The sequence below is a fragment of the Nakamurella lactea DSM 19367 genome (assembly GCF_000426645.1).
Taxonomy (GTDB): domain Bacteria; phylum Actinomycetota; class Actinomycetes; order Mycobacteriales; family Nakamurellaceae; genus Nakamurella; species Nakamurella lactea.
On sequence record NZ_AUFT01000001.1, the window covers coordinates 673,358 to 686,888 of the forward strand.

12 protein-coding genes are annotated in these 13,531 nt (G+C 69.6%); 2 read left to right on the plus strand and 10 right to left on the minus strand.

Translation table 11 applies throughout. The features are described 5' to 3' along the window. Positions 1–33: 33 nt before the first annotated feature. The 10 genes from K340_RS0103300 to K340_RS0103345 form a co-directional block, all read right to left on the minus strand. Positions 34–888: a hypothetical protein gene (locus tag K340_RS0103300; RefSeq protein WP_154674042.1), complete on the minus strand. Its 855-nt coding sequence runs from the start codon at positions 886–888 to the stop codon at positions 34–36. A gap of 136 nt (positions 889–1,024) precedes the next feature. After that, a complete protein-coding gene (locus K340_RS0103305; protein WP_211229236.1) occupies positions 1,025–1,360 on the minus strand; it encodes a hypothetical protein in 336 nt (111 codons plus the stop codon). Between the two features lie 177 nt (positions 1,361–1,537). Further along, complete coding sequence (locus K340_RS0103310; RefSeq protein WP_051264911.1) at positions 1,538–2,209, minus strand: RNA polymerase sigma factor; 672 nt, start codon at positions 2,207–2,209, stop codon at positions 1,538–1,540. 124 nt (positions 2,210–2,333) lie between these two features. Beyond that, positions 2,334–2,498, minus strand: coding sequence for a hypothetical protein (locus tag K340_RS35650; RefSeq protein ID WP_154674043.1), 165 nt, complete (start codon positions 2,496–2,498; stop codon positions 2,334–2,336). Next, positions 2,488–5,436 (minus strand): ATP-binding protein, encoded by a 2,949-nt coding sequence (locus tag K340_RS0103320; RefSeq protein WP_029135656.1) that lies wholly within the window; start codon positions 5,434–5,436, stop codon positions 2,488–2,490. The genes K340_RS35650 and K340_RS0103320 overlap by 11 nt, the downstream gene beginning before the upstream one ends. Before the next feature lie 138 nt (positions 5,437–5,574). After that, on the minus strand, positions 5,575–6,114 hold the full coding sequence (locus K340_RS27190) for a GNAT family N-acetyltransferase (RefSeq protein WP_051264913.1): 540 nt from the start codon (positions 6,112–6,114) through the stop codon (positions 5,575–5,577). Further along, a complete protein-coding gene (gene ndk / locus K340_RS0103330; protein WP_029135657.1) occupies positions 6,111–6,521 on the minus strand; it encodes a nucleoside-diphosphate kinase in 411 nt (136 codons plus the stop codon). The genes K340_RS27190 and ndk overlap by 4 nt, the downstream gene beginning before the upstream one ends. Before the next feature lie 53 nt (positions 6,522–6,574). After that, positions 6,575–7,018, minus strand: a complete 444-nt coding sequence (locus K340_RS0103335) for a DUF4233 domain-containing protein (protein WP_029135658.1) — start codon at positions 7,016–7,018, stop codon at positions 6,575–6,577. After that, positions 7,015–8,409: a bifunctional folylpolyglutamate synthase/dihydrofolate synthase gene (locus K340_RS0103340; RefSeq protein ID WP_037362600.1), complete on the minus strand. Its 1,395-nt coding sequence runs from the start codon at positions 8,407–8,409 to the stop codon at positions 7,015–7,017. The genes K340_RS0103335 and K340_RS0103340 overlap by 4 nt, the downstream gene beginning before the upstream one ends. 77 nt (positions 8,410–8,486) lie before the next feature. Continuing rightward, positions 8,487–11,174: a valine--tRNA ligase gene (locus K340_RS0103345; protein ID WP_051264915.1), complete on the minus strand. Its 2,688-nt coding sequence runs from the start codon at positions 11,172–11,174 to the stop codon at positions 8,487–8,489. A gap of 66 nt (positions 11,175–11,240) precedes the next feature. On the opposite strand from K340_RS0103345, the gene dut reads away from it, so the two are divergent. Further along, positions 11,241–11,801, plus strand: a complete 561-nt coding sequence (dut, locus tag K340_RS27195) for a dUTP diphosphatase (protein ID WP_084613962.1) — start codon at positions 11,241–11,243, stop codon at positions 11,799–11,801. A 33-nt stretch (positions 11,802–11,834) separates the two neighbouring features. Then, the gene (locus K340_RS0103355; protein ID WP_029135661.1) at positions 11,835–13,427 is read left to right on the plus strand and encodes an amidohydrolase; all 1,593 of its coding nucleotides are present in this window, start codon (positions 11,835–11,837) and stop codon (positions 13,425–13,427) included. Positions 13,428–13,531: the final 104 nt, after the last annotated feature.

A 13,531-nucleotide genomic window follows, 5' to 3' on the forward strand; every position in this document is an offset into this window, starting at 1 on the left:
GGGACCGACAGACCGGAACCGGTTTCCGGGCGGTCAGCAGGCCGGCGGCGGACGGTATCCGGCCGAACTCGCGAATTCGAAGCGCAGGGTGCCGACGTCGTCCTGGGGAATGACGATGGCCGTATCCGCTCCACGTCGCCACGTCCTGGGCAGCAGGACGTAGTGGCCGCCGATCTCGATCAGCAGGATCAACCCGTCGTAGCGGAAGCGGTATGCCGATTCGGCGCCGAGGCTGTTCGAGCACTCCGTCGTCCGGATCTCCGATGAACTCAGCTGCAGGTCCTTCTCGCTGAACAGCACGACGCCCGGCTGGACAGGCATCTCGGCCGCCAGCTGGCGCGCCCGGGTCTGACCGACGGCGACCGAGTAGTCCGTCGCGATCCAGAACAGGCTCATCGCGATGAGCACGAACATCACCGCCCACTCGGCGATGTTCGCGGCCTCCGAACGGCGAGGAGCGGTGGGGTCGCGCTCCCACCGACGCCGCCGGCGCAGCACGATCACGTACCAGATCAGCAGAATGCCGACGATCACGCTCATCGGCGCCACGCACAGCCCGCGGTTGAAGACGGTGATGACGACCAGCCGGCTGAGACCGTTGAGCAGCAGCAGGATCCCGATGCCGACGAGCGCGCCGGTCTGCCGACGGGTCCGCGGCCAGCTGCGCCAGCGATCGGGCAGCGCCGTGTGTCCCCACATCACGGCAAGGCAGACCGCGGCGATGACGATCAACGGAATGAACAGCGCGTCGACGCTGCGCATCAGGTAGTCGGTGGTGCTCGGGCCGAGCACGGTGGCATCGATCCCGAAGTAGTTGAAGAACCAGTACAGATGTGCCCAGCCGAAGTAGAACAGCAGTGCCGTCGCCAATGTCGTCGGGGCGACCACCTGCCCGAGGATGCGGGCCCATCGGGAGAGCCCGTCGAACGGCGACGGGGGCGCTCCGTCATCCCTGGCCGGCATCCCGCGGCCGACGACCGACGGCGACGGTCTCGGCGTCGACAACCGGCGCGGGCGCGGACTGCTAGCCACAGGGAGTGCGCGATCCGGTGAGCAGGGTGAGGGTCGACCCGCGGTCCAGCACGAAGTCCTCGTCGGGGTGCGACGCGGGGTCCGACGTCAGATAGCTGCACTCGTCGATCGTGTCGCTGTCGCCGCGGTCCACCACGACGTCCACGCAGAGTTCGCCGTCGCCGCAGGCATCACGGATCTCACTGGAGACCAGCTCGCGAACCTGGTCGATCGGCAGGCCCTGCTTGTCGAAGATCGGCGGAATGTTGATCGGTGCGGTCGGCACCCGCACCGGATCGGTGCGCTGCGGCGCACCGGGTACGTCTCCGCCGTCCGGCGGGTCGTTCACCGGCGCGCCTGGGGACCTTCCGCCACCGCAGGCACAGACGACGAACAAGAGCCCGGTTGCCACGATCCGGCGGAACCTGTCGAGGAACATGACCTAACACCGTCCGATCCGAACGTTGTCGACGAGGTACCGGAAATGCGGGCTGTCACCGTCGCTGCACGCGCGATCTGCGGCGGCTCAGGCTTCCAGCGACTTCAGCATTTCCCGCAAGGCACGCAGCGCCCGTGCTCGCATCGGGCCGATGCTCCCCCGTGGGATGTCGAGCATCGTGCTCAGCTCGTCGTAGGACGCCCGGTCGGCCAGCAGTTCCAGCATCAACCGGCGCTGGCGCTCGGGCAGCCGATCGACGGCCCGGCGCAGGTACTTGGCCCGCTCGGCCTGTTCGACCAGCACCGAGGTGTCCGGTGCGTAGGCCGTGTCCAGCCGCCCGGCATCCTCGACCAGCACCTCGTGCCGGCGCGCCCTGATCAGGGCCAGCGCCTCCCGGCGCGCGGTGACCGAGAGCCAGCCCGGCAGCCGGCTGGCGTCGCGGACCGAACCGGAGAACCGCCAGAGCGCCAGCCAGGTCCGCTGGATCGCCTCGTCGACGTCTGACGGGTTGGACACCACCCGCCGCACCGAGCAGGCAACCAGCCGGTGGTATCGCTCCACCACCTGACGCCAGGCCAACTCGTCGCAGGCGATCAACCGGGCCAGCAGCTGCTCGTCCGATGGATCGAGCGGCAACACGGCCGGCGCGGGCGGGGTCCGGACGGTGTCCGCGACCCGCCCGCGCGGGTCGGCCTGACGAGGGATACCGACAGTCCGGCTGTCGGCGGTGACCGGCGGCTCAAGAATGCTGGTGGACATGTGCTGCTCCTGACGAACTCGATCATGGGTGAATCCCGATGCATCGAGTCTGTTCGGAGCGGCCGCGCGGCGGATCCGTAGCTTTACCTAATTCCGCTACCTAGTTCCGCCGGAACCAAGCCGACTACTTGTCGTCGGTGGGCTCCTCTGCGATGTGCATGTCGTCCGGTTCTGCCGGGCTACCGGCGATGTGCATATCGGCGGGCTGGGCCGGAATGCCGGCGATGTGCATGTCTTTCGGGCGGGCAACCTTGCCGCTCTTGCCGGAGTTCGCGGTCTCATCTGTCATGGTGAATCATCCTTCTGTTGGGATCTGGGTACTTTGCAGAGTCGCCTGGCCCGCTCCGGGATTGCTGGCGCGGCAGATTGATCATCGATTCCCCCGAACGGTCGGTCGCTCCGCCGTCCGTCAGCCCGGACCTGGTGGCCGTCGCGGCCGCCTCCGCCCTGGTCCTGGCGCCCAATTTCATCAACACGTTGCCCACGTGCACGTCAACGGTCCGCGGACTCAGGAACAGCCTGGCGGCGATCTGCTTGTTCGTCAGCCCCCGGGTCAGTTCGGCCAGTACCTCCCGTTCCCGGCGGGTCAGCCCGAACTCGTCGGCGCCGGTCGCGGCGCCGTGGCCGGCAACTGCCGGTGACGCCAACCGGATCCGGCTGCGCCGGCCGAGGTCGACGATCGCCGCCAACAGCGGACCGGCCCCGAGCCGAACGGCAATGGTGTGCGCGGCCTTGAGTTCGACGACACCGGCCGCCCGATCGGTCGACAGGCTGACCTCCGCCTGCCGGAATCGGGCGTAACCCTCCTCGAAGGGCCGTTCCAGCGCGGTCCAGGCGTCGGCCACCGCCGACCATTCCGGCGTCAGCCCCTGGGATCTGCCCCACTCGGCCTCGGCGAGGCCGCAGAACGCGGCGACTTCCGGCGACGGGCTCTCCACGGCCAGCGCAGCAGCCGCCTGGCGCAACTTCGTGGTTCGATCCGCGGTTGGCCGGTGATCCCGGCGAGCCAGCACCTCCGCCCCCCGATCCGCTTCGATCCGCAGGCCCAGCGCGCACGCCCGGGCCAGGTCACGACTCTCGGTTCCGGTGTCGAGGACCGCGATCGCCTGGTCGATCGACTCGGCTGCCCGGTCCAGATCGCCCTCGGTCAGGGCCCAACTCGCCTCGGCCAACGAGAGGTCGGCGGTGATCGAGATGGAGGTCTCCCGCTCCCCGAGATAGGCGGCTGCGTCCAGGTTCTCCCTGGCCGCCGCCTGATCGCCGCGGCCCATGTCGAGTTCCGCCCTGGCCAGTCGGATCAGCAGCGCCTGCCCGGCCGTCACCCCCTCGGCGAACGCCTCGTCGCTGAGCTGCTCGGCCTCGTCCCACCTACCCGCGATCCGTAGCAGCACGATCGTGTTGTTGACCAGCACGGCGCCAGTTCCGACGAACGCGTTCTGCCGACGGGCCACGGCCAGCGCGTCGACCGCGGTCCGGCAGGCCTCCTGCGTGTGCCCGGCGATCAGCAACGAGAACGCCAGGTTCGCGGCGACCCGCCGGCGATCCTCGTCGTCGCCGTGCACGGCCGCCAGGATGGAGGCCTCCCGAATCAGCTCGATCCCTGGCTCGAGTTCGCCGGCCAGCACCTGACACATGCCCAGCACGGCCAGCGCCCGGCTCCGCTCTGCGGCGGCCGCGACCTGCTCGGAGAGGGCGATCGCCTGACGGGCGAAGTCTTTCGCCTCCGCATACCGGCCGGCCTGGATGGCCAGCCTGGCCCTGGAGGCGCCGATTCTGGCATGCAGTTCGGACACCGGCAGGTCGGCCACCAGCGCATCGGCCTCGGCGTAGGCGCGGCCGGCGCCGGCCGTGTCGCCGGCATCCCACAGGCATCGACCGAGCCGTTCCATGTTCACCGCCCTGGCCGCCGGGTCGGTGATCCCCTCCACCGCCCGCAGCGCCAGCTCCACGGCGTCCTCGGCCGCTCCGGCCCGCCGCGCCGATTCGGCGGCGTCGCCCAACAGCGCCGACTGCCCCTGTGCATCCTGCGGTCCGTGGCCGGCATCCATCAGCTCGACCAGATGCTGGTGCTGGCGCCAACTGTCGGGGTGCGCGAAGGCCCGTTCGGCCTTGGCCGCCGCGACCACGGTGGCAGCGAATGCTTCGTCGTCGTCGCCGCTGGCCCGCCAGTGGGCCGCCCACTCCGCCGCCCCACTCGCACCGTTTCTGGTGTGTGGCACGGCATCCAAGGCGACGGCGATCCGGTGATGGATGCGCTGACGCTCTCCGGGCAGCATCTGCGCCAGCAGTGCGTCCTGGGTCAGCGCGTGCCGGAAGCCGTACTCCTGCCCGCCCGGCTCGACCACGACGATCCCGGCCGCGACACATTCGGCGACCGCATCCAGCACCTGATCCGGCGTCAGGCCGACGATGCCGTCCAGCAGTTGTTGGGACACCGGCCGCCCCAGCACGGCCAGCGACTGCACCACCTGCCGGGCCGGCGCGCCCAGGCCCGCGGCACGCATGGTCAGCACGTCCTGCAGCCGCGGCGGCAGCGTGTCCAGCGCACCGGCCTCGACGAGTTCGGTGACGATGAACGGATTGCCGCCCGACCGGGCCTGCAGGATCTGGAGTTCGTGGTCGGTCGCCGGGCGCCGGCGCTCCTGGGCGAACAGCTCGGCCATATCCGCGACCGACAGCCGCTGCACGTCCAGTCTGCGGACCTGCCGATTCGCCGCGATCGTCTCGAGCACCACCTGGGCCGCGGGATCGGCCGGCGGCTCGTCGGTTCGGTGGCTGAGGGCGACCAGGTGGCCGGGCGGGAGGTTCCGGGCCAGGAACCCGACCAGTTCCATGGTGCCGACGTCGCTCCAGTGCAGGTCGTCCAACGCCAGCAACTGCCGGATCTCCCCGGTCCTGGCACCGGTCAGTTTGTCCAACAGGCGCTCGAAGAGCTCACCCCGGTTGACGGCGTTCAGATCCCCGGTGCCGATCCCGGCACTGCGCAACGCGGCCGCGATCGGCGCGTACGGGATGGGTTCGCTGAGCACCACGGTGCACGCACCGCGCAGCACCTGGTCGCCGTTGCCGGCGACGTACTCGGCAAGGTTGTCGATCAGCGCGCTCTTGCCGACCCCGGCCTCACCACTGACGGTGATCACGACGGCGCGCTCCGCGCATGCCTCGAACGCGTCGACGAGTGCGCGCATCTCATCGTCACGCCCGACGAGACGGTGGTAGGCCGTCATCGTTTCCACCCAGTCATCTTCGTCCCTGCCGTCGACGAACTAACTAGACCATACGGGCGAAGCGAACCGAACAGCAGTGCGCGCTGTGGCGATTCTGCTGGCAGTCGGTGACCACGCGGCGCGCGTTCCCGGCCAACGCTACCGGGCAGACCGCGGGTCCGCCCAGAGGAAGATCTCGTCCCGGTCGTCGCCGTCGGCGACCCTGACCCAACCGGGCCGCCGGCCCCACTCGACGAAGCCGTGTCGGCGATAGAACCCGTCGAGCCGATGGCCGTCCCTGATCGACAGCTCGACCCGCTCCAGCCCGAGCTCGGCGGCCAACGTCATGAGCTCATTCATCAGTAGCGCGCCGAGTCCGCTGCCCTGTCGGGTCGGGTCGATCATCACCAAGGTGATGGACCCGGTGTGTGCGGTGATCCCGGTCCCGGGTGTCAGCCTGCCGAAGCCGACCAGGTCGTGGCCGGCGATCAGCGCGATGCCTTGGGCACGGCCGGACCGCAGATCGTCGACCACCGGCGCTGCCTTCGCGGCGACCGCCGGTCGCTCGACCGGCGGTGCGAAACCCACAGCGCCGCCGGCCTGCGAAACGGCGTGCCACAACGTGGTGAGTGCCACGCCGAACTGGCTGTCGGCGGCCAACGAGCCGGCCGGCCCGACCCGGTGGACCTCAACCGTCACAGCTGCGGGAACCACAGCGCGATCTCCCGGGCGGCGGACTCGGCGGAATCACTGCCGTGCACCAGGTTCAGTTGGGTTTCCAGACCGAAGTCGCCGCGGATGCTGCCCGGAGCGGCCTTCTCCACCGGGTCGGTACCGCCGGCCAGCTGGCGGAACGCCGGGATCGCCCGCGGCCCTTCGACCACGGCGGCGACCAGCGGCGCCGAGGTGATGAATTCGACCAGATCGGCGAAGAACGGCTTCCCGGCATGCTCGGCGTAGTGCACCTCCGCCAGCTCGCGGTCGACCTGACGCAGTTCCAGGGCGACGAAGGACAGCCCCTTGCGTTCGATCCGGGCGAGCACCTCGCCGACCAGCGACCGCTGGACGCCATCGGGTTTGACCAGGACAAGAGTGCGTTCGGACACCGGCGTCTGACTCCTCGTTCGGTTCGGGTGCTGCTGCTGCAGCCGGCTCGAGGTTACCGGCGGACCTGCTCGCCGCTGCTATCAGGGCGCTGCTGGCCGGGCAGTTCGCCGGCCGCGGCCCGGCGCCGGTACTCGTAGCGGAAATAGAAGATGACGGCGAAGACGATCGCGAAGACGATGCCGACGATGCCCAACGGTCCGCTGATCGCCCAGCCGGCGATGGTCAGCACCTGCAGACCGGCCAGCAGCCAGCCGAACCACTCGCGTTTGACGAACGCGCAGGCACCGATCATCGCGAAGGCCAGCACGATGATCGCGACGATTCCCCAGCCGTTGGTCCCGTTGCCGGTGTTCTTGGCGACCGGGATGGCCAGCAGCACGGTGATCGCCTGCAGCACCAGGGTCGCCGAGATCGCGCCGCGAAGGCCACGTTCCGGATCGGCGGGGCGGCGGGCCGGCCGTGCAGGATCCGGGAGCTGCCCGGCGGGTCCGGTCATGACGGCGTCAGCCCGGCCAGCGTCCGGCCGTCACCGGCGGACACCACCGACCCGGTGATCAGCACACCGGCCCCGTGCGGATCGCCCTCACCCGGGCCGCCGGTCTCGGCCAGTTCGACGGCCAGCGCGATCGCGTCGTCCATCCGGTCCGCGACCTGGACGTTGGCGTCACCGAAGATGTCCCTGGCGATGTCGGCGAGTTCCTCGGCGGGCATCGAGCGCGGCGAGGAGTTCACCGTCACGACCACCTCGTCGAAGGATCCGGCCAGCGCCGCCATGATGCCCTCGGCGTCCTTGTCGGCCATCACCGCGAGCACCCCGACCAGCCGGCCGAAGTGGTACTCGGAGCGCAGCGCGGCGGCCAGAGCCGTTGCGCCGTGCGGATTGTGCGCCGCGTCGATCAGGATGGTCGGCGAGGTCCTGACCCGCTCCAGCCGGCCTGGTGAGCTGACGGTGGCGAAGGCGTCCCGGATCGAATCGGCGTCCAGCTCCCGGCTCCGGCCGGCACCCAGGAACGCCTCCACCGCGGCCAGCGCCAGCGAGGCGTTCTGCGCCTGGTGTTCCCCGGTGAGCGGCAGGAAGATGTCGGAGTAGACGGCGGACAATCCCTGCAGCTCCAGTCGCTGCCCACCGACGGCCAGGTCCCGCCTGAGCACGGTGAATTCGCTGTCGTACCGGGCGACCGCGATGTCCTGATCGACCGCCCTGGCGAGCAGCACCTCCATCGCCTCGGCGGTCTGCGGGCCGATCACCGCGGTGGCACCGGCATTGATGATGCCTGCCTTGTTGCCGGCCACCGACGCCATGGTGTCGCCGAGATAGTCCTGATGGTCCATCCCGATCGGGGTGATCACCGCGACTGTCGAATCGACGACGTTGGTGGAATCCCAGGTGCCGCCGAGCCCGGTTTCGATCACCATGACGTCGACCGGGGCATCGGCGAACGCGGCGTAGGCCATCGCGGTGAGGATCTCGAACTTGCTCAGCGGCACTCCCCCGTCCTGCTCCGAGCGGGCGTCGACGATGTCGATGTAGGGGGCGATGTCGGCGTAGGTCCGCACGTACTGCTCGGCGGAGATCGGCTCGCCGTCGATGCTGATCCGCTCGGTCACCAGTTGCAGATGCGGGGAGGTGAACCGCCCGGTGCGCAGGCCGAGTCCGGACAGCAGGGCGTCGATCATCCGGGACACCGAGGTCTTGCCGTTGGTGCCGGCGATCTGGATCACCGGAGCGGCCGTCTGTGGGTTCCCCAGCAGATCCAGCAGCGCGGTGATCCGGTCGAGGGTCGGCTCGATCCTGGTCTCCGGCCAGCGCCGGTTGAGGATGGTTTCGACCGTCAACAGGTCCAGCGGCGGCGAGTCGGGGATGATCTCGGAGGTCTCGTCGTCCAGTTCCGGCACCACCGGGTCGTTCTCGTCCGGCGCGGCCGGGTCGGGGCCGAGTTGACGGTGCGGGTCGTCCGGGCCGGTCATTCCGCTGCTCCGTCGAGCGCGTCGAGCCTGGACCGCAGCCGCTCCCGCTCGACGACGGCGGTTTCGTTGCGCGCCCTGATCTTCGCCACCACCGCGTCCGGTGCCTTGCCGGTGAAGCTCGGGTTGTTCAGCTTCGCCTCGGTGGCCGCGATCTCCTTCTCGGCGGCGAGGAGATCCTTGGCCAGCCGCGCCCTCTCGGCCGCCACGTCGATGGTCCCGCGGGTATCCACCTCGATGGTCACCGGGCCGGCCACCAGGCCGACCTCGATGGCGGCCGAGACGGTGAAGTCGTCGGCCGGCGCCGTCAGCCGGGTGAGCGCGGCCGCGGGGGCGTTGACACCCGGTGTGCCACCGACGATCCGGGCCGGGACGTCCTTGTTCGGCGCCAGTCCCTGGTCGGCCCGGAACCGCCGGATCTCGGTGACCAGCCGGTCCAGATCGCCGATGAAGCTTCTGGCCGCCGGCCGGTGCTCGCGCCCGGAAACCGTTGGCCAGGAGGCAATCAACAACGACGGGCCGCCGGCCTTGCCGGTCAGGGATGTCCACAGAGTCTCGGTGACGAACGGGATGAACGGGTGCAGCAGCCGCAGCAGGCCGTCCAGCACACTGCCGAGCACCTGCCGAGTGGTACTCGCCGTTTCAGGCGCGTCCCGCAACTGCACCTTGGCCAGTTCCAGGTACCAGTCGCAGAACTCGTCCCAGGCGTAGTGGTAGAGCCCCTCGGCGGCCTTGCCGAACTGGTAGTCGGCGAGCAGCTCGTCGGTGCGGGCGATGACCTCGTCCAGCCGATCGAGGATCCAGGCGTCGGCGTCCGTGAGCTTGTCGGCAGCCAGCGGGGCGAGCGGCAGCTCGGCGCCGTTGATCATCGCGAACTTGGTGGCGTTGAACAGTTTCGAACAGAAGTTGCGGGAACCGGCCACCCATTCGGTGGCCAGTGCCAGATCGGTGCCCGGGTTCTCGCCGCGGGTCAGGGTGAAGCGAAGGGCATCGGCGCCGTACTCCTCGATCAACTCGAGCGGGTCGATCCCGTTGCCCTTGGACTTGGACATCTTCTTGCCGGACTGGTCGCGGACCAGTCCGTGCAGGGCCACCACCCGGAACGGGGTGGCGTCATCCTCGTGTCCGGGTGTCGAGCCCATCGCATACAGCCCGAACATCATCATCCTGGCCACCCAGAAGAACAGGATGTCGTAGCCGGTGACCAGCACACTGGTCGGGTAGAACGCCTTCAGCGTGTCGGTGGTCTCCGGCCAGCCCATGGTGGAGAACGGCCAGAGCGCCGAGGAGAACCAGGTGTCCAGCACGTCGGAGTCCTGGGTCCAGCCGTCGCCGGGTGCCTCGTCATCCGGTCCGACGCAACGGATCTCACCGTCCGGGCCGTACCAGACCGGAATCCGGTGCCCCCACCAGAGCTGTCGGGAGATGGTCCAGTCGTGCATGTTGTCGACCCAGTCGAAGTAGCGGGCGGCCAGCTCCGACGGGTGGATCTGCGTCCGGCCGTCGCGCACCGCGTCGCCGGCGGCCTTGGCCAGCGGCCCGACCTTGACGAACCACTGCAGGCTCAGTCGCGGCTCGACCACGTCGTCGGACCGTGAGCAGTGGCCGACGGCGTGCACGTACGGCCGCTTCTCGGCAACGATGCGGCCCTGCTCGCGCAGTGCCTGCTTGACCGTCTCGCGGGCGGTGAACCGGTCCTGGCCGTCGAAAACCGTTCCGGTGCCGGTGATGTGCGCGTCCTCGGTGAGGATGTTGATCATCGGCAGGTCGTGCCTGCGGCCGATCTCGAAGTCGTTCGGGTCGTGTGCGGGGGTCACCTTCACGGCGCCGGTGCCGAAGCTCGGATCGACGTGTTCGTCGGCGACGATCGGAATCTGCCTGTCGACCAGCGGCAGGGCGACGGTCCGGCCGATCAGGTGCAAGTAGCGCTGGTCGTCCGGGTGCACCGCCACCGCGGTGTCGCCGAGCATCGTCTCGACCCTGGTGGTGGCGACCACCACGCTGTCTTCCCCGTCCCCGTAACGGATCGAGACCAGCTCACCCTCGTCGTCGGTGTGGTCCACCTCGATGTCGGACAGCGCCGTCAGACAGCCCGGGCACCAGTTGGTGATCCGTTCGGCACGGTAGATGAGACCGTCGTCGTACAGCCGCTTGAAGATGGTCTGCACCGCCGCCGACAGCCCGTCGTCCAGGGTGAACCGTTCGCGGTCCCAGTCGACCGAGTCGCCGAGTCGCTTCATCTGGCCCAGGATCGCGCCCCCGTGCTCCTTCTTCCAGTCCCACACCTTCTCGATGAACAGCTCGCGGCCGAAGTCGTGCCGGGTCTTGCCGTCCACCGCGAGTTGCTTCTCCACCGCGTTCTGGGTGGCGATGCCGGCATGGTCCATGCCGGGCATCCAGAGCACCTCGTCGCCGAGCATCCGGTGCCAACGCGCCAGGATGTCCATCAGCGTGTGGTCCAGGGCATGGCCGACGTGCAGGTCGCCGGTCACGTTCGGCGGCGGCAGCACGATCGAGAACGGCCGGCGCTCGCCGGAGAGCACCCGCTGTTCGTCGGCGTGGAAGTACCCGGCCTCGAGCCACCGCTGGTACAGCGCTACCTCGACGGCCGCCGGGTCGTAGTTCTTCGGCAGGTCGTCGGGGTCGGCGGCGCCGGAGGCGGACCGCGCTGCATCGGTGGTAGTCACCCAGCCAGTTTAGGTGCGAGGGGCGCGCAGATTTGACGGCGGTGCAGCGTCTGTACCGTGGCCGCCATGACGCCGGAACCACCCCAGCCCGCCGCCGATGTCCGGATCCTCATCCAGCGCCTTGATCCCGAGGTACCGCTGCCCCAGTACGCGCTGCCGGGTGACGCCGGCGCCGACGTGGTGACCACCGTTGACGCGCTGCTGCAGCCGGGCGAGAGGGCCGTGCTACCCACCGGGATCGCGATGGCCCTGCCGGACGGATACGCGGCCTTCGTGCACCCGCGGTCGGGGCTGGCGGCCAGGGCCGGGATGGCGTTGGTCAACGCCCCGGGCACCATCGATTCCGGCTATCGCGGGGAGCTGAAGGTGATCGTCATCAATCACGACCTGCGCGCCCCGATCAGGCTGCAGCGCGGCGACCGGATCGCTCAGCTGGTGATCCAGAAGGTGGAGACCGCCGCGTTCGTCGAGGTGGACGAGCTACCGGCCTCCGAACGCGGCGCCGGTGGTCACGGCTCGACCGGCGGCGTCGCCGCCCACGCCGACACACCGGCTGGTCAGCCCGTGCCTCGTCGACCCTGCCGCACAACTCGCGATGATCATGACGTGCAGCATCAGCAGCAGTAGTGGACAAGCTCGACAAGCGAAGGAAGATCAGCGATGAGTCAACGGCTCTTTCGTCATCCCCGGATCCATACCGGAGTACCAGGCGCGGCGCCGGTCACCGCGGTGCTGACCGAGGGCGAGCAGATCGTCGCGGTCGGTGACGCCGGCGAGCTGGCCGGCGCGGCGAGCGGTGTCGTGCAGACGATCGATCTGGACGGCGCCGCGGTACTCCCCGGCCTGTACGACGCGCACATCCACACTGCCGCCCTGGCCCGCGATGCGGTCGCGGTCGATCTGCGCGGAACGGCCACCCTGGACGAGGCGCTGACCAGGATCGGTGCCCACGCTGCACGGCTCCCGGAGGGCGCCTGGGTGGTCGGCGGCAGCTGGGACAGCAACCGGTGGACACCGCCGCGGCAACCGGACCGGCAGGCCCTCGACCGGGTCTGCCCCGACCGGCCCGTGCTGCTTGCCACCATCGACGGGCACACCAGCTGGGCCAACTCGATGGCCCTGCAGCGGGCCGGGATCGGCGCCGACACCCCGGACCCGGTCGGCGGGCAATATGCGCGGGACGCCGCCGGCGAACCGACCGGGATCCTGCGGGAAGCAGCGGCCCGGCCGGTGCAGGCGATGATGGCCGTGGAGCACAACGACGATCTGCCGACGCTGCTGCTGCAGGCCCAGGAGCAACTGCTCTCGGTCGGGTTGACCAGCGTCCACGACATCGACGGCGAGGATTGCCGCGACGCCTACCTGCAGCTGTACCGGGACCGGGCGTTGAAGATCCGGGTGCACAAGGCGATCCCGGTGTCGTTCCTCGATCGCGCGATCGAGCAGAGCCGCCGCACCGGCGATGGCGACGACTGGTTCTCCACCGGCCCGGTGAAGATCTTCGGCGACGGTGCGCTCGGCTCGCACACCTGCCACATGGCCCGGCCGTTCGCCGGCGATCCCGGGAACACCGGGATCGCGGTGACGCCGTACGACGAGATCGTTGCGTTGGCTCGCAAGGCAGTCACCGCCGGTATCGCCGTGGCCACCCACGCGATCGGTGACCGGGCGAACGAGCTGGTGCTGGACGCCTACGCCGAGTTGGCCGCGGATCGGACCCTCGACCTCGGCGGGCTGCGGCTACGGATCGAGCACACCCAGTACCTGCGTCCCGGGGACGCGGCTCGGATGGCCGAGCTCGGCGTCGTGGCGTCCATGCAACCGACCCACTGCACCACCGACTACGACCTGGCTGACGAACTACTGGCCGGGCACGAGCTGCTCGCCTATGCCTGGCGAACGCTGCTGAACGCCGGTGCGCCACTGGCTTTCGGCTCGGACGCGCCGGTCGAGTCGCCGAATCCGTTCCTTGGTCTGCACGCCGCTATCACCCGCCAGCGTGCCGACGGCAGTCCGCCGGGCGGCTGGCAACCCGAACAACGGCTGACCCCGGTCGAGGCGTTGGCTGCCTTCACCTTTGGCAGTGCCTTTGCCGCCGGCCAGGACCACCGCAAGGGTCTGCTGACGCCCGGCCGACTGGCCGACTTCGTCGCCGTGGACACCGATCCGCTCGCCGCCCCGCCGGAGCAAATTCCGTCAACCACGGTCCTGACGACGGTGGTCGGTGGCGAGATCCGTTGGCAGTCAGGGTGAATCGGACCTAGCATCTGACGGCGGTGCCCGGCATGCCGGTTTGGTGGGGTGGCAGGGTGGCGTATCGGTGGCCGGTGGGGGTGGTGACGATGGTTTCGCCGGGT

Bases quoted from the DNA above. Each gene is read 5' to 3' on its own strand.
- K340_RS0103310 (WP_051264911.1), bottom strand. From the start codon at position 2,209: ATGTCCACCAGCATTCTTGAGCCGCCGGTCACCGCCGACAGCCGGACT.
- K340_RS35650 (WP_154674043.1), bottom strand. From the start codon at position 2,498: ATGACAGATGAGACCGCGAACTCCGGCAAGAGCGGCAAGGTTGCCCGC.
- K340_RS0103320 (WP_029135656.1), bottom strand. From the start codon at position 5,436: ATGACGGCCTACCACCGTCTCGTCGGGCGTGACGATGAGATGCGCGCA.
- K340_RS0103335 (WP_029135658.1), bottom strand. From the start codon at position 7,018: ATGACCGGACCCGCCGGGCAGCTCCCGGATCCTGCACGGCCGGCCCGC.
- dut (WP_084613962.1), top strand. From the start codon at position 11,241: ATGACGCCGGAACCACCCCAGCCCGCCGCCGATGTCCGGATCCTCATC.
- K340_RS0103355 (WP_029135661.1), top strand. From the start codon at position 11,835: ATGAGTCAACGGCTCTTTCGTCATCCCCGGATCCATACCGGAGTACCA.